The sequence below is a fragment of the Ramlibacter albus genome (assembly GCF_014297445.1).
In the GTDB taxonomy this organism is placed as follows: domain Bacteria; phylum Pseudomonadota; class Gammaproteobacteria; order Burkholderiales; family Burkholderiaceae_C; genus Ramlibacter; species Ramlibacter albus.
This window is the reverse complement of record NZ_JACORU010000001.1, coordinates 48,553-74,537: the sequence shown is the minus strand read 5'-3', so window position 1 is coordinate 74,537 and position 25,985 is coordinate 48,553. Positions and strand designations below refer to the sequence as shown.

The following is a 25,985-nucleotide window of genomic DNA, read 5'->3' as shown; positions in this document are numbered from 1 at the left end:
CGCTCTCAAAACTCCACGTTGTCGATCAGACGCTTGGTTCCGAGCCGTGCCGCACCGAGCGCCACCCGGGGCTCGGCCGCGTCCATGGGCGCCCGCAGGTCTGAGCGGCGCCGCACGGTCATGTATTCGGGCTGCCAGCCGCGGCTCCTGAGCGTTTCCATCGCGGCGTTCTCGACATCTGGAATCGATTCGCCAGTACGCACTTGCGCCGCCATGGCGGCGAGGACCCGCGAAAGGTGAACGGCCTCGTCGCGTTCGGTCCCGGAAAGGTAACCGTTGCGCGAGGATAGGGCCAGTCCATCGGCGGCGCGCTGCGTCTCTCCCGCGACGATCTCTATCGGCAGCGCGAACTGCCGCACCATGCCGCGGATCACCATCAGCTGCTGGTAGTCCTTCTTGCCGAACACCGCGACGCGCGGCTGCACGCAGGCGAACAGCTTCATCACCACGGTGCACACGCCCGTGAAGAAGCCGGGCCGGAATTCGCCTTCGAGAATGTCGGCGAGCGCCGTAGGCGGGTAGACCTTGTAGGCTTGCGGCTCGGGATAGAGCGCATTTTCGTTGGGCGCGAAGACGATGTCGCTGCCCGCGGCGCGCAGCTGCTCGCAATCCGCGTCGAAGGTGCGGGGATAACTGTCGAAGTCCTCGTGCGGCAGGAATTGCAGGCGGTTGACGAAGATGCTGGCGACGGTGACGTCGCCGAGTTCGCGCGCGCGTTGCACCAGCGCGAGGTGTCCGTCGTGCAGGTTGCCCATGGTGGGAACGAAGGCGGGCTTGCGTGCGCCCGCGAGCGCGCCGCGCAGGTCGGCGATGGAGTGGACGATCTTCATGCGTGGCAGTGCAAGGCAGGGTCGGGAAAGGTGCCGCCCTTCACCGCGTCGACATAGAGGCGAACCGAGTGCGCGATGCTGGAAGCGTCCCCGCTGAAATCGCGTACGAAGCGCGGCGGTTTCCCGAGGTGCAGGCCGAGCAAGTCGTGCAGCACGAGCACCTGGCCTCCGCATGACGGGCCGGCGCCGATGCCGATGACGGGGATGGTCAAGGCCGCCGCAACTTCGCTCGCGAGAGCAGCCGGCACCAGCTCCAGCACCAGCATTGCAGCGCCGGCGCCTGCGAGCTCCTTCGCTTCCGCGAGCAACTGCGTGGCGGAAGTTTCGTCGCGTCCTTGCACCCGCCATCCCCCCAACGCATGCACGGATTGCGGCGTGAGGCCGAGATGCGCACACACCGGGATGCCCGCTCGACGACGAAGCGCACCGTCGCGGATGTCCAGCCGCCGCCTTCGAGCTTGACCATGTGCGCGCCCGCCTGCATCAGCACCGACGCGCTGCGCAGCGCTTGCCCGGGCGATTCGTGGTAGCTGCCGAAAGGCAGGTCGGCGACAACCCAGGCTGTGCGGTTGCCTTGCGCTACGCAACGCGTGTGGTAAGCCATGTGTTCGAGCGTGACGCGCATCGTGTCGCGCGCGCCTTGCAACGCCATGCCGAGCGAATCCCCTACCAGCAGGCAATCGACGCCGGCTTCGTCGAGCACGCGCGCGAAGGTCGCGTCGTAGCACGTGAGCATGGCGATCTTCTCGCCGGCGGCATGCATTTCGCGCAGGCGGTGCAAGGTCAGCGCCTTGCGGGACGCCGTGCTCACGAGGTTTCCTGCAATGGCTGCGGCTGGCCGGCCTTCAGGCCGAGACGCTCCAGGAGCGCCCGGTCCGCGTCCGTGTCGGGGTTGCCCGTGGTGAGGAGCTTGTCGCCGTAGAAGATCGAGTTCGCCCCAGCCTGGAAGCACAGGGCCTGCACCGCCTCTTCCATCTGCCGCCGGCCCGCCGAAAGGCGCACGCGCGCGCGCGGCATCGTGACGCGCGCGACCGCGATGGTTCGCACGAACTCGAAGGGATCCAGCGGCGGCTCGTCGGCCAGCGGCGTGCCCTTGACGCGCACCAGGTGGTTGATCGGCACCGACTCGGGATAGGGATCGAGGTTGGCCAGTTGCGCAATGAGCGCGGCACGCTGGCGGCGCGACTCGCCCATCCCCACGATGCCGCCGCAGCACACCTTGACACCGGCCGTGCGAACGCGCTCCAGCGTGTCAAGGCGGTCTTGGTACTCGCGTGTGGTGATGATCTCGCCGTAGAACTCCGGCGCACTGTCGAGGTTGTGGTTGTAGTAGTCGAGGCCGGCGCAGCGCAGCGTCTCGGCGTGGCCTTCTTCCAGCATGCCGAGCGTCGCGCAGGCTTCCAGGCCGAGCGACTTCACTTCCTCCACCAACTCGGCCACCTTCTCGATGTCGCGGTCCTTGGGCGAGCGCCATGCGGCGCCCATGCAGAAACGGGTCGCGCCGGCGGCCTTCGCGCGCTGCGCGGCGTCGCGGACCTCATGAGGCTCCATCAGACGCGACGCCTGCACGCCCGTGTCGTAACGCGCGGCCTGCGGGCAATAGGCGCAGTCCTCGGGGCAGCCGCCGGTCTTCACCGACAGCAGCGTCGCCAGTTCGACCAGGCGTGGGTCGAAGTTCTCGCGGTGCACGGCTTGCGCGCGGTGCAGCAGCTCAGCGAAGGGCAGCTCGTAGAGCGCCTCCACCTGCGCGACGGTCCAGCGGCTCACTGGACCAGCCCCCGTGCTGCGCACTGCGGGGCTACGAGCCTCCGGAGCGGCGGAGCGGCTCATGCCTGCACCGGGACGAAGTCGCGCTGCGCCACCGGGCGGTTCGCGCCGTCCACGAAGACCAGCTTCGGCTTGAAGGCCGCGACGCGTTCATGCGGGACCTGCGCGAACGCAGCAATGATCAGCAGGTCGCCGACGGCCGCGCGGCGCGCCGCCGAGCCGTTGACCGAGACCATGCCGCTGCCGCGCCGGCCCTTGATCGCATAGGTGACGAAGCGCTCGCCGTTGTCGACGTTCCACAGGTGCACCTGCTCATTCTCGGCGATGCCCGCGGCATCCAGCAGGTCCTCGTCGATGGCGCAGGAGCCTTCGTAGTGCAGCTCGCACTGCGTCACGCGGACGAGGTGGATCTTGGATTGGAGCAGCGTGCGGTACAAGGATCGGGTCTCGTGGCTTTTGACGAAGGCGGCGGCGGACGGTGGGAAAGCTGGGGTGCCCGTCGAAACTCTGGATCGCCTGGGCAGCTTAGCCAGGGGTTGCCAAACTGTCAAGCGTTAGGTAGACTTCCTGATTCCTTATGACGATGTCGAGCGGAGCTTCGCCTTTGACCGTGGCCGACCTGTTGCGCAAGCAGGCGGTCGTGCGACCCGGCGCGCCTGCGATCGAGGACGGAAAGGGTGTCCTGAGCTATGGGGAACTCGATCGCTGGTCCTGCCGGATCGCGCAGGCACTGACAGCTTGGGGTTTGCAGGCGGGAGACCGGATCGCCGTCCTCGCCGAGAACCGGCGCGAGTATCTCGGCCTGCAGTTGGCAGCCGCGAAAGTTGGCGTGATCGTTGCCTGCCTGAACTGGAGGCTGGCCGATGCCGAGGCCCTGCATTGCCTTGAGCTGGTCTCCCCGCGGCTCGTGTTCGCGTCCGGTCGCCATGGCGAAGTGTTGCGGCGCGTTCGGTGGGCCGGTCCTGTGGTCGATCTCGAATCGGCTTTCGATGAGTTTCTCTCCGCAGCGTCGGTCCAGGATCCCGCCTGCGAGGTCGATGCAGAGCACGGTTTGGTGATCCTCTACACCAGTGGCACCACGGGCCTGCCGAAAGGAGCCGTGATCAGCCAGCGGGCGATGGTGGCGCGTGCGATGTGCTTCGCGTCGGAATACGGGCTCAACGCTGACCACGCGTACGTGGCGTGGAGCCCTCTGTTCCACATGGCCGCGACCGACTTCAGCCTCGCGACCCTGATGATCGGAGGCAAGGTGGTGCTGCACGACGGCCTCGATATCGACCGGCTGTGTGCGGCCATCGCGCGCGAAAAGATCGGCTGGCTCGTGGCGATGCCGGGCATGATCGATCTCCTGATTGCAGGCCTGAAGCGCAACGGGACCCGGCCGCGCGGCTTGAGGATTGTCGGCGCGATGGCCGATCTCGTGCCTTTGCAGCAGATCGCAGAACTCACGGCGTTGCTCGGCGCACCGTATCTGAACAGCTTCGGCGCGACGGAAACCGGCCTGGCGCCCGCATCAGGCTCGCTCATCGCGCCCGGCGTCGTGCCTGCCAGCCTTGCAAAGCGGGAGTCGGGGTTCTGCCGCGTCAGGCTCGTGGATGCAGATGGCAACGATGTTCCGGAAGGCACGCCGGGCGAAGCGGCGCTGCGCGGGCCAACGCTCTTTTCCGGCTACTGGAATGCGCCGGAGACGAACGCGCACGACTTCCGCGGCGGCTGGTTCCACATGGGCGACCTGTTCGTCCGCCGCGGCGACGGATCGCTGGACTTCGTCGATCGCGCCAAGTACCTCATCAAGACCGGCGGCGAAAACGTTTATCCGGCCGAGGTTGAGCGTGCACTGCTAGCGCAGCCCGGTGTTGCGGACGCCGTGGTGGTGCGCCGCCGCGACGAACGATGGGGCGAGGTGCCCGTCGCATTCGTCGCGATGCAGCCGAACGCCAGGGCGGATCCCGATGCCCTGATGCGCGGCTGTCGGGAGCAGCTTGCCGGCTACAAGATGCCGAAGGAGATCCGGTTCGTCGATGCGTCTTCGTTCCCGCGCAGCAGCACCGGGAAGATCCAGCGCCATGAGGTCGAGCGTCGATGGCTGTCCGCTTGAACCCATCCTTCCAAACACAACCCCAGGAGCCAGTCATGAGTCAAACAGTCATCGTCGCAGGCGTCGGCATGATTCCGTTCGCCAAGCCAGGTGCAAGCGAGCCTTACCACGTGATGGGCGAGAAGGCCGCCCGGGCGGCGCTGCAGGACGCCGGAGTGGACTACAAGGCAGTCGAACAGGCGTTCGTCGGATATGTCTACGGCGATTCCACTTGCGGCCAGCGGGCACTCTACCCGCTGGGCATGACCGGCATCCCGGTGCTCAACGTCAATAACAACTGCTCCACCGGCTCGTCGGCGCTGTTCCTCGCGCGGCAGGCGGTCCAGTCCGGCGCGGCCGAATGCGTGCTGGCGCTCGGGTTCGAACAGATGCAGCCGGGCGCCATCAAGGCTGCGTTTCCCGACCGGCCGACGCCCTTCGACGAGTTCGACCATGTCACCGACGAACTGGTGGGCCACCCTGAAATTCCATTGGCCTTGCGCTATTTCGGCGGCGCCGGCAAGGCTCACATGGACAAGTACGGCACCAGGCTGGAGACCTTCGCAGCCATCCGCGCCAAGGCGAGCCGCCACGCGGTGAACAACCCGCTGGCGCTGTTCCGCAAGGAAGTCTCCGTCGACGACGTGATGGCGTCGCCCACGGTCTGGGAAGGCGTGATGACGCGGCTGATGGCGTGCCCGCCGACCTGCGGCGCAGCCGCCGCAGTGATCTGCTCCGACGCCTATGCAAGGAAGCACGGACTGAACCGGCAGGTTCGCATCGCCGCCCAGGCGATGACCACCGACTTCCCCAGCACGTTCGAGTCGCAGGACATGATGCGCGTCGTCGGCTACGACATGGCCCGCGAGGCGGCGCGCAAGGTCTACGAGGCGGCGGGTGTCGGCCCCGGCGAGCTGGACGTCGTCGAGTTGCACGACTGCTTTGCGCACAACGAGCTGATCACATACGAGAGCCTGGGCCTTTGCCCCGAAGGCGGCGCGGAGAAGTTCGTGCGCGACGGCGACAACACCTACGGCGGCAAGGTCGTGACCAACCCGTCGGGCGGCCTGCTCTCCAAAGGGCACCCGCTTGGCGCCACGGGCCTGGCGCAGTGCTACGAGCTGACGCACCAGCTGCGAGGCACCGCCGACCGGAGACAGGTGAAGGAAGCCCGCAACGCGCTCCAGCACAACCTGGGTCTCGGCGGCGCATGCGTCGTGACCCTCTACCAGGCAACCTGACCGCGGGGGGGCGAAGCAATGATCGACAGGAAGCACATCGGATATGCGCCGCCGGCGACGGTCTGGACACTCGAGAAAGGGCGCATCGCCTTCTTCGCCAAGGTGATCGGCCTCACGGATCCAATCCACACCGACGAAGCCGCGGCCAAGGCCGCGGGTTACCGAGGCGTCGTCGCGCCGCCCACCTTCATCTTCGGCGCAGAGAGCGATGCGGGGGTGTCCATGAAGATGATCCAGGACTTCGGCATCGACCTCGGCAAGGTCCTCCATGGCGAACAGCGCTTCGAGTTTCACGCGCCGGCGTGTGCGGGCGATACCTTGCGAATCGAGACGCGGGTCACCGACATCTACGAGAAGAAGGGCGGGCTGCTCGAATTCGTTGTGCGAGAAGCGAAGGTCACAAACCAGCTGGGCGAACACGTCGCCGACATGCGGGGCGTCATCGTCGTGCGCCATGGCTGAAACGCGAAAGGAACCCGCGATGAGTTTCGACCCCAGGAACGTGAACGTCGGCGATGCGATGCCCATGCTCGAGCTGCCCGCCATCTCGCGCACCACGCTGGCGCTTTTCGCCGGAGCCTCTGGCGACCATAACCCGATCCACATCGACATCGACTTCGCCCGCCAGGCGGGCATGAAGGACGTGTTCGCGCACGGGATGCTGTCGATGGCCTACCTTGCGCGCGCACTGACGCAGTGGGTCCCGCAGGACCGCCTCCTGAGCTACGGTGTGCGCTTCGCCACCATCACGCACGTCGCCGACCGCGTGCAATGCAGCGGCAAGGTGGTCGAAAAGCTCGAATGCCGCGGACGGCCGAGCGCGCGCATCGAACTGACGGCTTCGCGCAACGGAGAGCAGGTGACGCTCAGCGGCGATGCCATTGTCGCCCTCGACTGACGTTCGGAATTTCCCGACAGGAGTGATTGACCCATGAAGAAGCTCGAAGGCAAAGTGGCCATCGTCTCCGGTTCCGGCCGGGGGATCGGCCGGGCTATCGCCATGAAGCTCGCGTCCGAAGGCGCGAAGGTCGTCGTCAACGATCTCGACGCCGGCCCTGCGCAGGAGACCGTCGGTGCCATCAAGGCTGCGGGCGGGCAGGCATTGGCGTGTGCCGGCAGCGTCACGGCCGATGGATTCGCGGATGAGTTCGTCAAGGCCGCCGTCGAAGGGTTCGGCGGCCTGGACATCATCGTCAACAACGCCGGCTACACCTGGGACAACGTGGTCCAGAAGATGACCGACGAACAGTGGAGCGCCATCCTCGACGTGCACCTCACGGCACCGTTCAGGATCTTGCGTGCGGCGGCCGACTTCATCCGCCACCAGTCCAAGCTGGATTCCGAAGCGGGCCGGGAAGTTTTCCGCAAGGTGGTCAACATCTCATCGATCGCTGGCACCGGCGGCAATGCGGGGCAGGCCAACTACTCGGCGGGGAAAGCCGGAATCATCGGCTTGACCAAGGCGCTTTCCAAGGAATGGGGACGCTACAAGGTCAACGTCAATGCGGTGGCCTTTGGCCTCATCAAGACGCGCCTGACCGAAGCGACGGCCGGCGGAAACGCATCGATCGACGTGGGGGGACGGCAGATCAAGGTGGGTGTGAACCCGGACCTCATGGCCATGATGGAGCGCAGCATCCCGATCGGCCGCGCCGGCACGCCCGAGGAGGCGGCCGGGTCGGTGTACCTGTTGTGCACGCCGGAGTCCGACTACATCAGCGGGCAGGTGCTGATCTGCGGCGGCGGCGTTTCCATCTGAACACTCCGTCATGACGGTGATGCCTTCCAGCCTGCCGGCCGCGGGCAACGCATACGCGCGCAATCGCGAGGCATACCTTGCGCGCATCGCCGACCTGCACGAACGCCGCGCCCGCGCGCTGGCGGGCGGCCCGGAAAAGGCACGCCGGCTGCACAAGGAGCGCGGGCAGCTGTTGCCGCGCGAACGCCTGGCCGCCGTGCTCGATCCCGGCTCGCCGTTCCTGGAATTCGGGCAACTGGCCGGCGAAGGCCTGTACGAAGGCGTGCCTGCCGGCGGCAGCATCATCACGGGGGTGGGGCTGGTCAGTGGCCGCCCGTGCATGCTGATGATCCACGATGCCACGGTGAAAGGCGCCACTTACTATGGGATCACGGCCAAGAAGCACGTACGCGCGCAGATGTTCGCGTGGCAACACCGTCTGCCGTGCATCACGATGGTCCAGTCGGGCGGCGCGAACCTTCCCGAGCAGGCGCACATCTTTCCGGACGACGGCCAGTTCGGGTCGATCTTCTACAACCAGGTCCGGATGTCGGCCGAGGGAATCACGCAGATCGCCACCGTCCACGGACCGTCCACCGCGGGGGGAGCCTACCTGCCCGCACTGTGCGACATCGCGGTGATCGTCCGCAAGCAGGGCGCGATGTTTCTGGGTGGCCCCGAGCTCGTGTTCGCGGCGACGCGCGAGGAGGTCGATGCGGAAACGCTCGGCGGGGGCGAAATGCATAGCCGCGTGAGCGGCGTGACCGACCATCTGGCCGAGAACGACGGCCATGCGATCGCGATCGTGCGCGACATCGTCGCCCAACTCGGGACGCCGCCGAAGCAGCGGTGGGAAGTGGCCGCGGCGCGGCCGCCCCTGCACGATCCACGGGAGATCTACGGGATCGTCAGCGCTGACACACGGCATCCCACCGACAACCGCGAAGTCATTGCGCGCTTGGTCGACGGCAGTGAACTGCAGGAGTTCAAGCCGCTGTACGGCGACACGCTGATCTGCGGGTTCGCGCGCATCAAGGGCTTCCAGGTCGGCATCCTCGCGAACAACGGCGTGATCTTCTCCGAGGCAGCCGTCAAGGGCGCGCACTTCATCGAACTGGCCTGCCAGCGAGACATCCCGCTGCTCTTCGTCGCTGACGTCTCCGGGTTCATGGTCGGCCAGGCGGTGGAGCGCGAGGGCATCGCGAAGCACGGCGCGAAATTCATCACCGCAATGGCTTCGGCCAACGTTCCGCGCTACACGCTCATCACCGGCGGATCGTACGCGGCGGCCTACCTCGCGATGTGCGGACGGCCCTTCAAGCCGCACGCGATGTTGATGTGGCCGAGCGGGCGCGCCGCCCTCATGGGGCCGGAGCAGGCCGCCACCACGCTGACGATGGTGCGAGACCGCATTCACGAACGCGAAGGCACGAGCTGGAGCGACGCGGAACGCGAAAGCTTCAAGCAGCCGATCCGCGACCAGTTCGAAGCGTTCGCGAGCCCGTACAACTTCGCATCGCACCTCTGGTGCGACATGGTCATCGACCCGATCGAGACACGCGACACGCTGGCGCTCCTGTTCGAGCTCGCGGGCCGCCAGCCTCGGCTCGAGACGCGCTTCGGCGTCTTCAGGATGTGACGGCGATGCTCGGTACCATTCTGCAGGGCCTGCGCGTGGTCGACCTCACGCAGAACGTCGCAGGGCCGTATTGCACGCAGATTCTCGCCGACCTCGGGGCCGAAGTGGTCAAGATCGAGCGGCCCGGCAGCGGCGACGACGCGCGCGCATGGCGGCCACCCGAAGTCGGAGGAATGTCGACGGGGTTTGCGGCGTTGAACCGCAGCAAGAAGAGCGTCGCGGTGGACCTCGACCGCCCGGAAGGCCAGCGGCTGGTGGCGCAGATGGCGGGAGGCGCTGACGTGCTGGTGCATTCCCTCAAACCGGGCAGCGCGGAGTCGCGAGGGCTCGGAGACGACGCACTGCGAGAAAGCAACCCGGGACTCGTCTATTGCGCGATCAGCGCTTTCGGCGAGGTCGGTCCCATGGCCGGCCTGCCGGGCTACGACCCGCTGATGCAGGCATTCACGGGCATCATGAGCGTCACCGGGCACGAGGGCGATGAGCCGGCCCGAGTTGGCGTATCGCTGGTGGACATGGGCACGGGAATGTGGGCCACCATGGCGATTCTCGCTGCGCTTCTGCAGCGCGCAGCGACAGGGCGCGGGATGCGCGTTGGCGCGAGCCTGCTCGAGACGGGCATGGCCTGGATGGCGGTTCCGATTGCCAATTACCTGGCCACCGGAAAGCTGCCCCGAAAGATGGGCTCCGGCATGGCAATGATGGTCCCCTACGAGCTGTACGACACAGTCGACGGAAAGATATTCATAGCGGCGGCGAACGACCGCCTCTTCGCGCGCATCTGCACGGCGCTCGGATGTCCCGGTCTCGCGATCGACCCGCGCTTCGCGGACAACCCTGCGCGCGTCGGGCATCGCGAGGCGCTGCACGCGGCGCTGGAAGCGCACACCCGCTCGCGCACGACAGCCGAATGCGTTGAGCGGCTACGCGCGGCCGGCGCGCCATGCAGCGAACTGCACAACGTCGGACAGTTGCTGGAGCAGGAACAGGTTCGAGCGCTCGAGGTGCTGATGCCGGTGCCGCTGCCGGAAGCGCCGTCGCACCGGACCGTCGGCCTGCCCTTCAACAGCGGCGGGCTGCGCGGCCGCCTGCCGTCGGCGCCGCCCCGATTGGGCGCCGACACGGACGCGGTGCTCGGCGAGATGGGACTCGATCCGGCCCAGCTCGATGCGCTACGCAAGCGCGGCGTGATCGGCTGAGACTGCCCGGAAGCGCCCAGGAAAGTGCCATGAACTTCGACTACTCGGAAACCCAGGCGCAGATTCGTTCGGCCGTGCGCGACCTGTGCGGGAGATTCGGGCCGGAGTATTGGCGCCAACTCGCCCAGGAATGCGAGTATCCCGAGGCATTCGTCGACGCGATGGCCGAGGCCGGCTGGCTGGCCGCCTTGATCCCGGAGGAATACGGCGGCGCGGGCCTGCCCCTGCTGGACGCCTGTCTCGTGCTCCAGGAGATCAACCAGAACGGCGCCAGCGCGGTGCACTGCCACGCGCAGATGTACACGATGGCGTCGATCATGCGGCACGGCAGCGAAGCGCAGAAGCGGCGCACGCTGCCGCGCATAGCCGACGGCAGCCTGCGGCTGCAGGCGTTCGGAGTGACCGAGCCGGACGCCGGCTCCAACACACTGGCCATCAGGACCTTCGCGCGCCGCGTCGAAGGCGGCTACGTGGTGAACGGGCAGAAGATCTGGACGTCACGGTACCGCCATTCGCACATGTACCTGCTCATCGCGCGCACCACGCCGATCGAGGAGGTGAAGAAGAAGAAGACCGAAGGGCTCAGCCTCTTCCTGGTCGATATCGCGAAGGCCGGCAAGGCCCTCGACGCGCGGCCGATCCGCACGATGATCAACCACCACACCTTTCAGGTGTTCATCGACAACCTCGAGCTGACCGACGACGACCGCATCGGCGAGGAAGGAAAAGGGTTCCACTACTTGCTCGACTCGCTGCATTCGGAACGCCTGCTGGTGGCGAGCGAAGCCATTGGCGACGGCCACTGGTTCATCGGCAAGGCTGCTGCCTACGGCCGCGAACGCATCGTTTTCGACCGGCCCATCGGTTCCAACCAGGGCGTGCAGTTTCCCATTGCGCGCGCACACATGAACGTCGAAGCCGCCGAGCTGATGCGCAACAAGGCGGCGACGTTGTTCGACGCGGGGCAGCCCTGCGGCCGTGAGGCCACCATGGTCAAGTACCTCGCCAGCGAAGCCGCGTGGGAGGCCGCGGAGGCGGCGATGACGACGTTCGGCGGCTACGGCGTGGCGTGCGAATACGACATCGAGCGCAAGTGGAAGGAAAGCCGCCTGTTCCGCACCGCGCCGATTTCCAACAACCTGGTGCTCGCGCAGGTCGCCGAACACCTGCTGGGCATGCCCCGTTCCTACTGATTGCCGCAAGATGGGACCCTACGAAACACTTCGCGTCGAACCTGCCGCCGGCACCTCGCCCGAGGATGGGCTCCGGTGCCTCGTCCTTGATCGCCCGGAGGTGATGAACGCGATGAATACGCAAATGTTCGTCGAACTACGAGCGGCGCTCCACGCGCTCGCATACGACGACAGCCTGCGCGTCCTGATCGTCACGGGAGCAGGCGATCGGGCATTCAGCGCAGGCGGCGACCTCAAGCAGCGCCACGGCATGACCGACCACCAGTGGCGGCGCCAGCACCAGCTCGCAGAGGAAGTTCTGCTTGCAGTGAAGGATTTCCCGGTGCCCGTGATCGCGGCCGTCGAAGGCCACGCGCACGGCGGCGGCTGCGAACTGGCGCTGATGTGCGACTGGATCGTCGCGTCGCGGTCGGCGCAGTTCTCGCTTCCCGAGGTGCGCCGAGGCATCATGCCGGGCGGCGGCGGCATCCAGAATCTGGTGCGTGCTGCCGGGCACCGTCGCGCCAAGCAACTGCTACTCACGGCTCGGCGCTTTTCCGCTGAAGAAGCTGCGCTGTGGGGTATCGTCACCACGCTCGCCGAGCCCGGCGATGCATTGGCCGCGGCGCTGCTCGAAGCACGCGAGGTGGCGCTCGCGGCGCCACTGGCCGCGCACTATGCCAAGGTGGCGGCCACGCGCGGGGGCGAGGTCGACTTCCATACCGGTTATACGCTCGACATCGCCGCCTACAACGTCCTGGTGTCGTCGCTGGACCGCCAGGAGGGCGTGCGCGCGTTCAACGAAAAGCGGCGCCCCCGCTGGAGCGGCACCTGATGTTCCGCAAAGTCCTCGTCGCCAACCGTGGGGAGATCGCGTGCCGGATCGCCCGCACCTGCCGCCGTCTGGGCGTCACGCCCATCGGCGTGCACTCGAGTGCCGACCGCGATTCGCTGCACACCGCGATGATGGAGCGTTCGATAGCAATCGGCGGAGCCACCGCGGCCGAGAGCTACCTTCGCATCGACGCTGTCGTGGAGGCGGCGCTTCGCACCGGCGCGCAAGCGATCCACCCCGGCTACGGGTTTCTCGCGGAGAACCCCGCGTTTGCCGAGGCCGTTGAAGCGGCGGGGCTCGTATTCATCGGTCCGGCCGCGGACACGCTTCGGCGCCTGGGCCACAAGGGACAGGCCAAGGCCGAAGCGCGTGCGGCATCGATTCCGGTCCTTGCAGGAGGGGAAGCAGCCAGCGACCGGGCCGAGGAGGTGGCGCTGCGCGCGCGGGAGCTGGGGCTGCCGGTCTTGCTCAAGCCAGCGGCGGGCGGGGGCGGAAAGGGCATGCATGTGGTTCGGCAGGAGCGAGAACTTGCCCCTTCGATTGCCACGGCCATGCGGGAAGCGCGAAGCGCCTTCGGCGACGCCGCCCTGATCGTCGAGCCCTACGTCGAGCGCGGGCGGCACGTCGAAGTGCAGGTCGCGGGTGACGGCCGCGGCGAGGTGATCCATCTGTTCGAGCGTGAGTGCACGCTGCAGCGGCGCCACCAGAAGCTGGTCGAGGAGGCGCCTGCCGCTCCTCTGCCGGATGGGCTTCGCGATCGCCTGCTCGAGGACGCCGTGCGCCTCGCACGCCGCATGGACTACCGCTGTGTCGGGACGGTGGAGTTCCTCGTTGCCGGGGACAGCTACTGGTTCCTCGAGGTCAACCCCCGCTTGCAGGTGGAGCATCCCGTCACCGAAGAGGTGACCGGCCTCGACATCGTGGAGCTGATGCTGCGCGTGTGCAGCGGCGAAGGGCTGCCGGTGCGTCAGGACGATGTGCGAGTTCGGGGCCATGCCATCGAAGCGAGACTGTGCGCCGAAGACGCGGAACACGACTTCCTGCCCGCGACCGGGACGATCGAGCAGCTGTGGTTGCCGGGGGGAGCGGTCCGGGTCGAAACAGGGGTGCGCGCGGGATCCGTTGTGACTTCTCACTACGACTCCTTGCTTGCGAAGCTGATCATCCATGCGGACGGGCGGGGCGAAGCACTCGACTGCGCAAGCGCGGCGCTCGAAGCCACCCGCGTCCTTGGCGTCACGACGAACGCCGACTTCCTGCGGCGCCTGCTGGCGCAGCCGGAGGTCCGCGACGCGACCTTTCACACGCGCAGCATCGATGAGTGGCTTGCGCAACCCGCTGGATCGTCTGCGGTTCCGCTCGAGCTCGTGGCAGCAGCCGGCCTGTGGTGGATGCTGGACGAGCGCACGCGCGCGCCCGACTGGGGAGCCTGGTCCGCCCCCGACGTCATCTGCTGGCAGATGCACGCCGGGGGTGACCCGATCGCCCTTGTGCCAGCCGTGCTGCTGGTGGACGGCCCGCGGCGGCACGAGGTCTTCCTGGGCATTCCCGCGGCAGATGGCTTCACGACGGTGCGCGTCGGTGATGCGCAATTCCGCATCGCCTTGCGGCCGCTCGGCAACGGCCTGTGGCAATGGGAGTGCGGCGGAGAGGTCCGGACGCTCGCCGCTTCGCGCCGGGATTCCAGCCTCTTCCTGCAGGCTGGCGGTGCCAGCCATGAATTGCAGGTGTCCGCGTACCTGGCGCGCGCGGCGGCGGGCAGCGCGGGCTCCGGCGAGCTGCGCACGCCAATGATGGGCACCATCCTTGCGACACATGCCGTCGTGGGCCAGCGTGTCCGCGCGGGTGACGCCGTGGTGACCATGGAGTCCATGAAGATGGAAATGAGGATCTGTGCCGAGCACGACAGCGTGGTGGCGAGCCTGTCGGTGGTTGCCGGCGACACGGTGGAGCGAGGCCGCGTGGTGGCCGTGATGTCCGCGGACGCCACCGCCTCGCCAGCATGACACACAGACAAACTTCGCAGGAGAGACCTTGAACTATCAAACCATCCGCCTCACGCGCGACAGCGCGCACGTGGCGCGCCTGACGCTCGCGCGCCCCGAAATACAGAACGCGCTGAGCCTGGAGGTGACCCGCGAGCTTCGCCACGCGCTGGCCGCAGTCGCGGCCGATGCGCAGGTTCGTGCCCTGGTCCTGACCGGCGAAGGCAAGAGCTTTTGCGCCGGCGGCGACTTGAAATGGATGCAGACCGTCCTGTCGCAGGGCAGGGATCAGCGCATCGCCGATTCGCTCCCGCTTGCCGACCTTTTCTACGAGTTCGATCATCTCCCCAAAGTGGTGATCGGCCGCATCAACGGACCCGCGACTGGCGGGGGCTTCGGCCTGACCTGCATCTGCGACGTGGTGGTCGCTTCCAGCACCGCGCGCTTTTCGCTCACCGAGGCGAAGCTGGGGCTCGTTCCCGCCAACATCGGGCCCTACGTGGCGCGCCGGCTTGGACTGGCCAGGGCCCGCAGGTACGGATTGACCGCGCGGTTCATCGACGCCGAGCAGGCGGAGCGCATCGGACTGGTGGACCGGGTGGCGACCCCCGACGAGCTGGATTCGGCAGTGGCCGAGGAGATCGACCTGGTGCTGTCCCTGCCGGTCAGCTCGATCGCCGCCACCAAGAAACTATTCAACGATGTCACGGGACGCCCGCCGCGGGAATGCCGGACGTATACCGCCGAGGCGTTGGCCGATGCATGGGAAACGCCCGAGGCCGCGGAGGGTATTGCGGCATTCCTAGGCAAGCGCCCTGCCGCCTGGAAAGTCGCAGCGGCGTGACGGCGTGGGCAACAACTGAAGGAGACGCAGCATGAACGACGCGGACACGGTCACCTACGAAGTGCGTGACGGCATTGCCACGGTGAAGATCGACCGGCCCGAAGTGCGCAACGCGCTGTCGCCCGCGGCCGCCAATCGGCTCCACGACTGCTGGAGCCAAGTCGATGCGGACCCGGCCGTGCGAGTCGCGATCCTGACCTCCGCCGACTGCGGCACCTTCTGCGCAGGCCTGGACCTGCGCGAGGCCTCGCGCGTGAAGCAGGAGGAAGGCGTGGACATCCTGAGCAAGATGAAAGACCCGTTCCATGCCCGCCAGCGCCGCGTCGTCAAGCCGGTCATCGCGGCCATGACCGGGCACCTCATCGCAGGCGGCATGATGTTGTCGCTCAACTCCGACCTGCGCGTGGGGCTCAAGGGCACGAAGGTGGGAATCACCGAAACACGCATCGCGGGGCGGGGCAGCCCCTGGGCGATCCCGCTGCTGTGGATGTTGCCCCAGCCGCTACTGATGGAAATGGTTCTCACGGGCGAGCTCTATCCGATCGAGACCTTTCACGATCTCCGATTCATCAATTACTTGGAGGACACGCCTGACGAAGTCCGCGCGCGCGCGCAAGCACTCGCCGAGCAGATCCGGGACAACGCCCCACTGTCGGTGGTGGCGGGGAAGGAATCGATCCTCACCGCGATGAGCGCTGGCTGCGAGGCGGGCATCGCGTTGGCGCACAACATCTATCGCGCGGCGTACGCGAGCGAGGATGCGCAGGAAGGCCCCCGTGCATTCGCCGAAAGGCGCAAGCCGGTGTGGAAGGGCCGCTAAGGAGTCCCCTGATGTGTGGCATCGATACCCTGATCGGCAACAACCGTGCGTGGTCGGCCCGCTGCCGCGCGGAAGACCCGCAATTCTTCACGCGGCTGGCGGGCCAGCAGTCCCCGCGATACCTCTGGATCGGTTGCTCCGACAGCCGTGTGCCCGCCAATGAAATTGTCGGCTTGCGTCCCGGCGAGATCTTCGTTCACCGGAACGTGGGCAATCTCGTCGTGCACTCCGACCTGAACTGCCTGACTGTCCTGCAGTACGCTGTTGAAGTGCTGAAGGTTGAGCACGTCCTGGTGGTCGGCCACTACGGCTGCGGAGGTGTCCAGGCGGTCATCGACCGCCGCCGCACTGGCCTGGCGGACAACTGGTTGCGCCATATCGAGGACGTCGCGCTCAAGCATGAAGCCCGGCTTGACGCAGCGGGCTCTCCGGACAGCCAGGGTGCGCGGCTGTGCGAACTCAACGTCATCGAACAGGTGAGCAACGTCTGCCGAACCACCATCCTGCGCCGCGCATGGGAACGGGGACAGTCCGTCCAGGTCCACGGCTTCGTCTACGGTCTCGAGGACGGGTTGTTGCACCGTGTCAGCGACGCGGTCGCAGGCAACGACGCGCGGGAGTCGGGCTATGTGGAGGCCTTGGCAGCGTTGGGCGTACCTTGACCGGGTCGATCCTGCGGCCAAGGCATCGACGGGATCGTCTGGTGCGGGATGGCGCGCGAAGCCCGCATCATCAGGACGCCGGCACCGGATTCAATGCGCGAGTTTCGCCTGCAGCTGCTCGACGGCTTCCGGGTTGACCAGTGACGAAAGGTCTCCGGGGCTGTCCCCTCTGTAGACGGCGCGCACTACGCGGCGCATGATCTTCATGTTGCGAGTCTTCGGAAGGTCGGTCACCAGCAGCACCTGGCGCGGGCGGTAGGACGCTCCCATGCCTTGAACGACCGCTGCAGAGAGCTCGCTTTCCAGGGCCGTGTCGGCAGGCACACCCGGCATCGGCACGCAGACGCAGACGATCGCCGAACCCTTCACTTCGTCGGGCACTCCGATGACCGCGGCTTCGGAGACCTTGCCGGTCCCGGTCAGCAGGGTTTCGATTTCGGATGGTCCCGTGCGCTTTCCGGACACTTTGATCGTGTCGTCGCTGCGGCCGAGGATGTAGGCGAGCCCGTCCTCGTCGCGCATCGCGAAGTCGCCGTGCACCCACAATCCCGGAAGCGTACGCCAGTAGCTGTCGAGATAGCGCTCGTCGTCGCGCCACAGGCTCTTTGTGAACCCGATGTTCGGGTTTCGCAGCACCAGCTCTCCTACCTGCCCGGGGCCCACCGGCCGGCCCGTGTCATCGACGATGTCCACGCCCACGCCGAGGCCCCCCATGCCGAACGAGCCGGGGCGAAGCGGATGGTGCACGGTGCCGATGAAATTGCAGCCGCCCACCTCTGTACCACCCACGATGTTGAGAAAGGGCAGGCGCTTCTTGCAGACGTGTTCAAAAAACCATCGCCACGGCGCTTCGGTCCAGGCCTCGCCCCCTGAGACCGTGATGCGCAGCGCGGAGAGGTCGTAACGCGCAACCTCCTCATCGCCATAGCGCATGAGGCTTCGAATCAGGGTGGGAGCGACTCCGAGATACGTGACCCGATGGTCCTGCAACAGGCGCCAGAAGCGGCCGGTGTCCGGGTAGTCGGGCGTTCCCTCGGCCACGAGCAGGCTGCCGCCGAAGTAGCTCGGGATGCACGCGCACATCGCGCCCACCATCCAGCCCATGTCGCTCATGAAGAAGAAGCGGTCGTCGGGGCGGAAGTCGGCGCAGATGTGCATGTCCCGGGTGACCATGGACCCGAGGAAACTCACATGGGTCCAGACGCAGCCCTTGGGCTTGCCCGTCGTGCCGGAGGTGTAGAGAAGAACCGCGGGATCGTCGGCCGACATCTCCGCCGTGGCGAGTTCGGCGGGTTGCCGCGAGACTGTTTCGGCCCAATCGAGGTCGCGAGCCGCAGCCATGGGGCACTGGATCGCGTCGCCCAGGTGCCGCAGTACGAGCACGTGCTCCACGCTCGGCACCGACGCGAGCGCGTCGTCGAGCACCGACTTCATCGCGCCTGCGGTGCCGCGCCGCCACGTCCCGTCCGCGGTGAGGACGATCTTGGCTTCTCCATCGTTCAGCCGTGCCACCAGCGGCTGGGGGCCGAAGCCGGAGAAAAGCGGCATGACCACGGCGCCGATCTTCAGTGCCGCGAAGAAAGCCACGAACGTTTCCGGCAGGTTCGGCATGTACAGGCCCACGCGGTCGCCTTGGCCAACGCCCAGCGCCTTGAGCGCGCCCGCGAGCCGGCAGACTTCGGCGTCGAACTCGCGATAGCTCAACTCGCGGCGCTGCTTCGGATCTTCACCTTCCCAAGTGATGAAGGTGCGTTCCCACACTGGCGAGCCTCTGTGCCTGTCGATGCAGTTCAGCACGATGTTGGTGGTGCCTCCGGTGCACCAGCGTGCCCACTCGATGCCCCGTGAGGTGTCCAGCATGGATTCGGGACTCCTGTAGAAACGGAAGTCACAGAAGTCGAAGACCTGGCTCATCAGCCAGGCAGGATCGGCATCCGCCCGTCGCTGCAGGGCACGAAGGTCCGGCTGTGCGGTATGGCGAATGAAGGCCGACAGGACGGACCGCGAAACAGTCTCGTCATCAGGGAGCCAATCGAACGGTCGTTTGGTAGAATCCATTGCCACGAGATTAGCGCAACCCCTTGGTGCCGTCCAGCGCGGAGTGGCGGCAACAGGACTCCCCGAGGAGATCACGCCCTATGCATGTCGATGAAGCCATACGCACCCGCAAGTCCGTGCGCCGATTCCTGCCTGAGCCCGTTGCGGCATCCGTTGTGCGCCACATCCTGGAGGTGTCCGCCCGTGCGCCGAGCGGGAACAACGTGCAACCCTGGAAGGTTTATGCCGTCGCGGGCGATGCGAAGGCGCGGGTCTGCGAGTCGATCATGGAGGCCGCCACAAGCAATCCGGATCGCCACCAGCCGGAATACGCGTACTACCCGACACAGTGGGTCGAGCCGTACCTCGACCGCCGGCGGCGGTGCGGCTTCGGCCTGTACGCCACATTGGGCATCGCGCGTGACGATGCCGAGGCGCGCCAGCGGCAGATGCTCCGAAACTACGTGTTCTTCGACGCGCCCGTGGGCCTTTTCGTGACGCTGGACCGGCGGCTGAACACGGGCAGCTACATGGACCTGGGGATGTTCGTCCAGAACATCATGGTCGCGGCGCGGGCGCAGGGCCTGCACACATGCGCCCAGGCGGCCTTCGCCTGGTTCCATGACGTGGTGCGCAGGCATTTGCCGCTGTCAGAGCACGAAATCCTCGCTTGCGGCATCGCGCTCGGCCACGAGGACGTGAATGCGCCGGAGAACGCCTTCATCACCGAGCGTGCGCGGCCGGAGGAATTCGCGCACTTCGTGGGATTCGAATCGAGGGGGTGACCCAGTCCATGCGTTCGCGGCCGCTTGGATGCTGCGCCGCCCCACGATGAAAACGTTGCTGGTCGTCCATCACACCATGACGGGCGGAACTGCCCAGATGGTGGCGGCCGCGGTGGAAGGAGCACGACGCGAGCCCGGGGTCGAAGTCGTGATGCGGCGGGCCTTTTGTGCATCCGCCGAGGACGTCCTGCCATCGGACGGCTACCTGTTCGCGACGCCGGAGAACCTGGCGGCGATGTCGGGTGCGTTGAAGGACTTTTTCGATCGCACGCACTATTCCGCGCTCGACCGGCTCAACGGGCGGCCGTATGCCGTCATGATTTGCGCGGGCACGGACGGCATCGCCGCGGCGCGCCAAATCGAACGCATCGCGACGGGGTGGCGCCTGCGGGCTGTCGCCGAACCGCTCATTGTGCGGACCGGCGCGCAGACCCCCGAGGCCATCCTTGCCTGGAAAAAAATCGACGAGGCCTCGCTCGTTCGCTGCCACGAGCTCGGCCAGGCGATGGCTGCCGGACTCGCGGGCGGCGTGTTCTGAGTTTCGGTCTACTTGTCTGAGAGCCAATCCGAGGCGCGCTCGAACTTGCCCGATGCCACGTTCGCCTTCAGTAGGATCGGGCGCGTTCCGCTCTGGCGGATTCCGGGCCCGAATGTCAGCGGCGCCATGATGCCGTCGCTCGTGAAGTTCCTGGTTTGCTCCAGCTTCTGCACCAGGCATGCCCGGGTGAGGTTGCGGCCGCAAGCCTGGAGTGCCGATTCCAGAAGCATTGCCGCCACATAGCCGGTCAGCGAGTAGCGGTTCATCGCCTTGACGTCGTCGGCGCTCAGGTACTTGTACGCCAGGGCGTTGAGGCGGCCGATGCCCTGCGTTTCCGTGTCAGTGATCGGCGGCACGTAGTCCGCCACGAGAAGGCCGTCGGCGGCGTTGCCGGCCAGCTGCAGCACGGCCCCAAGGTGCGAGGGGTGCGCCGCGAGGCGGACGACGTCCATGCCGTTCTTCTGGATCTCCTTGAGCATGGTCGCGGTTTCGCTGATGATGCCGCCCACCAGCACGAAGGTCGCGCCCGACTTCTGCACCGACAGCACTTCGGCGGAAAAGTCCTTCTGGGCCCGCTTGTACGGCACGTTGATCGCGCTGGTGAGGCCTGCGGACTTCAGGGCGGCGTCGTAGCCGCACTTCACGTCCGCCCCGAAGTCGTCATCCTGGTAGATCAGGGCGAACTTGGCCTTCTGCAGTTTGCGCGACGCGATGAGATGCTTCATCGCGCCCGTGATCTCCTGGCAGTACGTGGCCCCGATGTTGAAGATCGTTTTTCGCGGCGGGTTGAAGTGAGGTCCCGCCACGGCCGCGAAGTTGATCGCCGGAATCTGGTTCTCTTCGATCGTCGGCATCATCGCCAGCAGGTGCGAGGAGCCGGACGTGCCGATCACCGCGAACACCTTGTCCACGTCCACGAGCTTCTTGATCGCTTGCACGGAGCGCTGCGGAACGTAGCCGTCCTCCTCGACCCGCAGGTCGATCTTGCGTCCGTGGATGCCGCCACGCGCATTCACGTCCTTTTCCCAGACGCGCAGCGCGATCACACCGGCTTTGCCGATCAGGCTGGGCGGGCCCGTCTGCGGAAGCACGCCCCCGATGACAAGCCGGTCGTCAAAGACACCGGGGTCCGCGGCGTTCGCCGCCGCCGTCAGGCCCGATAGTGCCAGGACTGCAAACGGGCGCAGGATGCGAGCGATTCTGCTCATGTGGGTCTCCTCAGATTGGGTGGGGCCCCATGCCCCGCCTAGTAACGAAATGGCCAGTGGATCCAGTAGTGCTTCAAGTCGCGCCAGCGTCCGACGAGGCCGTCCGGCTCGAACCGCAGGAACAGCACGATCGCCAGCCCGTACACGATTCCCTTGATCTCGAACGCGGCAGTGGACAGCATTCCCGACCCCAGGGCGCTGAACAGCAACCCGAGGCCCTCGTTGAGAACGAAGATGAAGACCGTCCCGAGGAGGGCGCCGGTCACGGTGCCCAGCCCGCCGACAATCAGCATCGAAAGCGCCTCGATCGAAATGAGAAGGCTGAAGCTGTCGACGTTGAGATAGCGGGTGTAGTAGGCGAGCAGGGCGCCGGCAATGCCCGTGTAGAACGCGCTGACAGTGAAAGCGAGCAGGCGCCAGCGAATCAAGTCGACGCCCATCGCGCGCGCCGCGATGTCGTGCTCGCGGATGGCCATCAAGGCGCGGCCCACCCGGCTTCGTTGGAGATTGAGCGTGGCGAACACAGCGAGCAGCAGGACAGCGAACACCACGTAGTAGTAGCCGCCTTCCGCGGCAAGCGGCTGTCCCAGCAACGCGGGTTGCGGAACCTTGAGGCCCTCGGACCCCCCGGTCAGCGCCCCTCCGTTGAGGATGAGGTGGTTGATGATGACTGCGAATGCCATTGTCGTGATGGCGAGATAGAGCCCCTTGAGCCGGAGCGAGGGAACACCCACCACCAGACCCGCAACGGCCGCCATGACGCCACCTGTGACAATGGCGAGAGGCATCGGCCACCCCCAATGGGTGGCGACGATGCCGGCCGCATAGGCACCCACCGCCAGGAAACCGGCGTGCCCGAGCGAGATCAGACCCGTGGTGCCGGTCAGAATGTTCAGTCCCAGCACGCCCACTGCGGTGATCATGAGCAGCACCAGCAATGAGACGAAATATTTGCCGACCACGAACGGCCCGAGCCCGACGGCCACCACCAACACGATCGACCACGCCACGACGGGCCTGGAGTCGGTCAATGCCAGCAACTGCCCGTACGTTTCCTTGAAGTTTCCGCTACGCATCAGACACGCTCGATCTCGGCTTTGCCGAACAGGCCATAGGGGCGGACCATGAGGACCACGAGGATCAGCACGAAGCCCGCGATTTCCTTCATTCCGCGGCCGATGTAGCCTTCGGACAGGTTCTCGACGAGTCCGATGAGCACGCCGCCCAGGGCAGCGCCGAACACGGAATCGAGGCCTCCCAGGATGACCGCCGGGAAGCTGCGAAGCCCAGTGAGCCACATCCCCGGGTTGAGGTCGTAGATGACGCCGACCAGCACGCCCGCGATTGCGGCAAGCCCTGCCGACAGCGCCCACGACAGCGCGAAGATGCGCTTGACGTTGATGCCCATGAGCAAGGCCGTCGTCTGGAGGTTGGCCGTGGCGCGCATCGCGATGCCCGTGCGCGAGTAGCGGAAGAACAGCCACAGTGCGGCGACCACGGCCGCCATGATGCACAGCGCGTAGAGCTGTGCGGGATAGATGCCCGCAGGGCCGATTCGGATCGGCGTGGTCGGCAGCCCCGTCGTGAGCGGCATGGGGTCGGCGCCCCAGATCAGCACGACAACGGAGCGGATGATCACCGCCAGCCCGATCGTCACCATGACGGTGGAGAACACCGGCTGGCCGAGCATGGGCCGTATCAGCAGCAACTCCACCAGCAAGCCGGCGAGCATCGACACAGCGATCGAGGCCAGCAACAAAGACCAGAAGCCGAGCTTGAACGCCCCCACCAGCGTAAAGCCGATGTAGGCGACGAGCATCATCAACTCGCCCTGGGCGAAATTCACGACGCCGGTGGCGCGATAGATCATGGCGAAGCCCATGCCGATGAAGCCGTACACGAGCCCCACCGCCAGCCCCGACACGAGAAGTTGAACCAGGTAGTCCATCAGGCCGTCCCTCCCCCGTAGATCATCTCGATCTCCCTGGCGAACTTCTTGCCGATGATGTTGCGCCGTACCTTCTGCGTGGCCGTGAGCTCGCCGTCATCGTGGTCCAGTTCCTTCTCCAGGACCAGGAACTTGCGGATGTTTTCCACGCGTGCGAAGAGCTTGTTGACGCGACGCACCTCGGCATCGACGAGTTCCCGGACTTCGGGAAGCTGGGACAGGTTTCGGTAAGTGGTGAACGCCAGACGCTTTTCCTGCGCCCACTTGCCGACGGTGTCGTAGTCGATCTGGATCAGGGCGGCAAGGTAGTGGCGGCCATCCCCGAGCACGATGGCTTCACGAATGTAGAGGCTGTCCTTCAGCGCGTTCTCGATCTCCGAAGGCGAGATGTTCTTGCCGCCGCTCGTGATGATGATCGCCTTCTTCCGGTCGACGATCGTGAGTTCGTTGTTCGGCGCCAGTGCCACGATGTCGCCGGTGTGCAGCCAGCCATCCTGCACGGTCAGCGCGGTTGCGTTGCTGTCGTGGATGTAGCCCTTGAAGACGGCGGGATGCTTGACGACCAGTTCGCCGTCTTCCGCAATCTTCCAGTTCAGCCCCTCGATCGGAGTGCCGGTGGCGCCCAGGCGCGCAGCTTGCGGGTGCTGGTGGAAGATCACGCCGCCCGATTCGGTCATGCCGTAGACCTGATAGACGGGCAGGCCGAGGATCCGAAAGAACTTGAGCACTTCGGGTGACACGCTGGCGCCACCGCAGAAGCCGCAGCGAAGACGGTCGAGGCCGATGAATTTCTGCAGGTTGCGGAACATCAGCAGCCACAGCACGAAGAAGTGCAGGCGCTCCGGCATGGTGAACGGGCCGCCACGGCTTTCGACGCGCTCGAACAGCGCCCTGCCGGACTCGAAGCAGCGCCGGAAAGCCCAGCGTTGCAGGCGCGTCGCATCTTGCATGCGCATGAGGATGCCCTGCTGCAGCTTTTCCCAGATGCGCGGAACGCCGAGAAATACCTTCGGCGCGATTTCGCGCAAGTTGACCGCGACAGTGTCGATCGATTCGGCGTAGTTGACGACGCCGCCGGTCATCATGTGCATGACGCAGGAGAACGCCCGCTCGGCGACGTGGCAAAGCGGCAGGTAGCACAGCACTTCCATATTGTGCCGGTCCAGGTCGAAGCAGCGACGCAGCTTGTCGGTGGTCACCAATAGGTTACGGTGCGACAACATTGCGCCCTTGGGCGGCCCCGTCGTCCCGGAGGTGTAGACGAGCATGCAGGTGTCATCGGGACGGGTCGCGGCGATGCCATCATCGAAGGCGCGCGCCTGCTGCGGCGATCCAGCCGCATATTGGTCGCCGAGCTCAAGGACCTCGTCGAACGACAATAGCTTGTCGCGCGGATACCCACGCATGCCTTTCATGTCAACAGCGATGATCTTCACGACGTCCGGCAGGCCGGCGTCGTGCTTGCTCATGGCATCGAACACCTTGTCCACCTGTTCCTGGTCGCCACAGACGACGAACCGGCTGTTCGAATGGTGGACGATGTATTGCAGTTCGGGCCAGGGATTGGTGGGATAGATGCCCACGACGACGCCGCCGATGGCCTGCGTGCCGAGGTCCGCGAACATCCATTGCGGCGTGTCTTCGCTGGCGATGGCGAGCCGTTCGCCGGGCCGGAATCCCAGCCTCAGGAGGCCGAGTGCGAAGCGCCGCGCCGTGTCGTGGTACTCCCGCCATGTCACGCGGTTCCAGATACCGAGGTCCTTCTCGCGCAACGCAAGCGCATCGGGCGTCGTTCGTGCCCAGTGCTGCAACAGGCGCGGCAGCGTGTGCTCCCCGGCGTTCAATGCCGCGTCCTGGATGCTTTCGTCGCTGCTCATGCCGCTTTCGCTCCTCCGAGATAGGCTTCGATCACCGCGGAATCCGCCGAAACCTGCGCCGGTGTGCCTTCGGCGATCTTGCGGCCGAAGTTCAGCACGCAGACGCGGTCGGAAATGTCCATCACGATGCCCATGTCGTGCTCCACCATCAGCACGGTGATGCCCAGCTCGTCGCGGATGTCCAGGACGAAGCGCGCGATATCCTCGGTTTCCTCGGTATTCATGCCCGAGACCATCTCGTCGAGCAGCAGCAGACGGGGTTCCGTCGCCAACGCGCGGCCCAGTTCGACGCGCTTCTGCATGCCGTACGAAAGCGCACCGACCGGCATGTCCCGGATATCCTCGATTTCGAGGAAGTCGATGATTTCCTCGACCTTCCTGCGGTGTTCGAGCTCCTCGCGGCGGGCGCGGCCGGCGAACCACATCGCGTCGAGGACGTTCGTGCGCATGTGACAATGGCGGCCCACAAGCAGGTTTTCGACCACGGTGGCGTGCTTGAAGACGGCCAGGTTCTGGAAGGTGCGGCCGACTCCAATGGCCGGCATGCGATGCGGAGGCTTGCCGCCGATGTCGACACCGTCGAACGTGACCTTGCCGGACGAGGGCCGCACCACGCCGCTGATCATGTTGAAAGTGGTCGTCTTGCCAGCGCCGTTCGGACCGATGAGGGAGTAGATCTCTCCCCGGCCGACGTGAAAGCTTACGCCCGAGACTGCTTCGACGCCGCCGAAGCGTTTGGTCAGGCCTTCGACCCGAAGGAGGGTACCGTCGTTCACCGGGGCG

Annotated in this window: 24 protein-coding genes and 1 pseudogene; 15 read left to right on the top strand and 10 right to left on the bottom strand. The window is 66.2% G+C overall.

The genetic code is table 11. The features are described from left to right. Positions 1-5 precede the first annotated feature (5 nt). The 4 genes and pseudogenes from panC to panD form a co-directional block, all read right to left on the bottom strand. Positions 6-830, bottom strand: coding sequence for a pantoate--beta-alanine ligase (gene panC / locus H8R02_RS00345; protein WP_187079367.1), 825 nt, complete (start codon positions 828-830; stop codon positions 6-8). Beyond that, positions 827-1,656, bottom strand: a pseudogene (gene panB, locus H8R02_RS00340) (3-methyl-2-oxobutanoate hydroxymethyltransferase). Before panB ends, panC begins: the two are co-directional and overlap by 4 nt. Then, a complete protein-coding gene (gene bioB / locus H8R02_RS00335) occupies positions 1,638-2,660 on the bottom strand; it encodes a biotin synthase BioB (RefSeq protein ID WP_187079366.1) in 1,023 nt (340 codons plus the stop codon). Before bioB ends, panB begins: the two are co-directional and overlap by 19 nt. Further along, on the bottom strand, positions 2,657-3,034 hold the full coding sequence (gene panD, locus H8R02_RS00330; RefSeq protein ID WP_187079365.1) for an aspartate 1-decarboxylase: 378 nt from the start codon (positions 3,032-3,034) through the stop codon (positions 2,657-2,659). Before panD ends, bioB begins: the two co-directional genes overlap by 4 nt. Positions 3,035-3,174: 140 nt before the next feature. Between panD and H8R02_RS00325 the strand changes: the two genes are divergently transcribed. Genes H8R02_RS00325 through can form a run of 13 tightly spaced genes read left to right on the top strand, consistent with a single transcriptional unit; the run spans position 3,175 to position 16,809 of the window. Continuing rightward, complete coding sequence (locus tag H8R02_RS00325; protein ID WP_187079364.1) at positions 3,175-4,695, top strand: class I adenylate-forming enzyme family protein; 1,521 nt, start codon at positions 3,175-3,177, stop codon at positions 4,693-4,695. Positions 4,696-4,730: 35 nt separating this feature from the next. After that, positions 4,731-5,915 (top strand): lipid-transfer protein, encoded by a 1,185-nt coding sequence (locus H8R02_RS00320; RefSeq protein ID WP_187079363.1) that lies wholly within the window; start codon positions 4,731-4,733, stop codon positions 5,913-5,915. A gap of 18 nt (positions 5,916-5,933) precedes the next feature. Beyond that, positions 5,934-6,377: a MaoC family dehydratase N-terminal domain-containing protein gene (locus H8R02_RS00315; protein WP_187079362.1), complete on the top strand. Its 444-nt coding sequence runs from the start codon at positions 5,934-5,936 to the stop codon at positions 6,375-6,377. A gap of 19 nt (positions 6,378-6,396) precedes the next feature. After that, complete coding sequence (locus tag H8R02_RS00310) at positions 6,397-6,813, top strand: MaoC/PaaZ C-terminal domain-containing protein (RefSeq protein ID WP_187079361.1); 417 nt, start codon at positions 6,397-6,399, stop codon at positions 6,811-6,813. A gap of 33 nt (positions 6,814-6,846) precedes the next feature. Next, the gene (locus H8R02_RS00305; RefSeq protein ID WP_187079360.1) at positions 6,847-7,674 is read left to right on the top strand and encodes an SDR family NAD(P)-dependent oxidoreductase; all 828 of its coding nucleotides are present in this window, start codon (positions 6,847-6,849) and stop codon (positions 7,672-7,674) included. Between the two features lie 10 nt (positions 7,675-7,684). Beyond that, positions 7,685-9,292 carry an acyl-CoA carboxylase subunit beta gene (locus tag H8R02_RS00300; protein WP_187079359.1) on the top strand — a complete coding sequence of 536 codons (1,608 nt, stop codon included), beginning with the start codon at positions 7,685-7,687 and terminating at the stop codon, positions 9,290-9,292. Between the two features lie 5 nt (positions 9,293-9,297). Further along, on the top strand, positions 9,298-10,491 hold the full coding sequence (locus H8R02_RS00295) for a CaiB/BaiF CoA transferase family protein (RefSeq protein ID WP_187079358.1): 1,194 nt from the start codon (positions 9,298-9,300) through the stop codon (positions 10,489-10,491). A gap of 29 nt (positions 10,492-10,520) precedes the next feature. Next, positions 10,521-11,684: an acyl-CoA dehydrogenase family protein gene (locus H8R02_RS00290; protein WP_187079357.1), complete on the top strand. Its 1,164-nt coding sequence runs from the start codon at positions 10,521-10,523 to the stop codon at positions 11,682-11,684. 10 nt (positions 11,685-11,694) lie between these two features. After that, positions 11,695-12,498 (top strand): enoyl-CoA hydratase/isomerase family protein, encoded by an 804-nt coding sequence (locus H8R02_RS00285; RefSeq protein ID WP_187079356.1) that lies wholly within the window; start codon positions 11,695-11,697, stop codon positions 12,496-12,498. Next, positions 12,498-14,504: an acetyl/propionyl/methylcrotonyl-CoA carboxylase subunit alpha gene (locus tag H8R02_RS00280; RefSeq protein WP_187079355.1), complete on the top strand. Its 2,007-nt coding sequence runs from the start codon at positions 12,498-12,500 to the stop codon at positions 14,502-14,504. The genes H8R02_RS00285 and H8R02_RS00280 overlap by 1 nt, the downstream gene beginning before the upstream one ends. 28 nt (positions 14,505-14,532) lie before the next feature. Next, positions 14,533-15,327 (top strand): enoyl-CoA hydratase-related protein, encoded by a 795-nt coding sequence (locus H8R02_RS00275; protein WP_187079354.1) that lies wholly within the window; start codon positions 14,533-14,535, stop codon positions 15,325-15,327. A gap of 31 nt (positions 15,328-15,358) precedes the next feature. After that, positions 15,359-16,147, top strand: coding sequence for an enoyl-CoA hydratase/isomerase family protein (locus H8R02_RS00270; protein WP_187079353.1), 789 nt, complete (start codon positions 15,359-15,361; stop codon positions 16,145-16,147). 8 nt (positions 16,148-16,155) lie between these two features. Further along, a complete protein-coding gene (can, locus tag H8R02_RS00265) occupies positions 16,156-16,809 on the top strand; it encodes a carbonate dehydratase (RefSeq protein ID WP_435531256.1) in 654 nt (217 codons plus the stop codon). A gap of 90 nt (positions 16,810-16,899) precedes the next feature. Here the strand turns inward: can and H8R02_RS00260 are convergent, their stop codons facing one another. Further along, positions 16,900-18,867, bottom strand: coding sequence for an AMP-binding protein (locus H8R02_RS00260; protein ID WP_187079351.1), 1,968 nt, complete (start codon positions 18,865-18,867; stop codon positions 16,900-16,902). 80 nt (positions 18,868-18,947) lie between these two features. Here H8R02_RS00260 and H8R02_RS00255 point away from each other — a divergent pair, with 80 nt between their 5' ends. Next, positions 18,948-19,631, top strand: coding sequence for a nitroreductase (locus H8R02_RS00255; RefSeq protein ID WP_187079350.1), 684 nt, complete (start codon positions 18,948-18,950; stop codon positions 19,629-19,631). Positions 19,632-19,677: 46 nt separating this feature from the next. Beyond that, positions 19,678-20,169, top strand: a complete 492-nt coding sequence (locus H8R02_RS00250; RefSeq protein WP_187079349.1) for a flavodoxin family protein — start codon at positions 19,678-19,680, stop codon at positions 20,167-20,169. Positions 20,170-20,177: 8 nt separating this feature from the next. Here the strand turns inward: H8R02_RS00250 and H8R02_RS00245 are convergent, their stop codons facing one another. From H8R02_RS00245 to H8R02_RS00225, 5 genes are read right to left on the bottom strand one after another with little or no spacing between them, the layout of a single operon-like run. Beyond that, positions 20,178-21,377, bottom strand: coding sequence for an ABC transporter substrate-binding protein (locus tag H8R02_RS00245; protein ID WP_187079348.1), 1,200 nt, complete (start codon positions 21,375-21,377; stop codon positions 20,178-20,180). A gap of 38 nt (positions 21,378-21,415) precedes the next feature. Next, complete coding sequence (locus tag H8R02_RS00240; protein WP_187079347.1) at positions 21,416-22,453, bottom strand: branched-chain amino acid ABC transporter permease; 1,038 nt, start codon at positions 22,451-22,453, stop codon at positions 21,416-21,418. Beyond that, positions 22,453-23,325 (bottom strand): branched-chain amino acid ABC transporter permease, encoded by an 873-nt coding sequence (locus H8R02_RS00235; RefSeq protein WP_187079346.1) that lies wholly within the window; start codon positions 23,323-23,325, stop codon positions 22,453-22,455. Before H8R02_RS00235 ends, H8R02_RS00240 begins: the two co-directional genes overlap by 1 nt. Further along, entirely contained in the window at positions 23,325-25,202 is a 1,878-nt protein-coding gene (locus H8R02_RS00230; protein WP_187079345.1) for an AMP-dependent synthetase/ligase, read from the bottom strand. The genes H8R02_RS00235 and H8R02_RS00230 overlap by 1 nt, the downstream gene beginning before the upstream one ends. Beyond that, the gene (locus H8R02_RS00225) at positions 25,199-25,978 is read right to left on the bottom strand and encodes an ABC transporter ATP-binding protein (RefSeq protein WP_187079344.1); all 780 of its coding nucleotides are present in this window, start codon (positions 25,976-25,978) and stop codon (positions 25,199-25,201) included. Before H8R02_RS00225 ends, H8R02_RS00230 begins: the two co-directional genes overlap by 4 nt. Positions 25,979-25,985 lie beyond the last annotated feature (7 nt).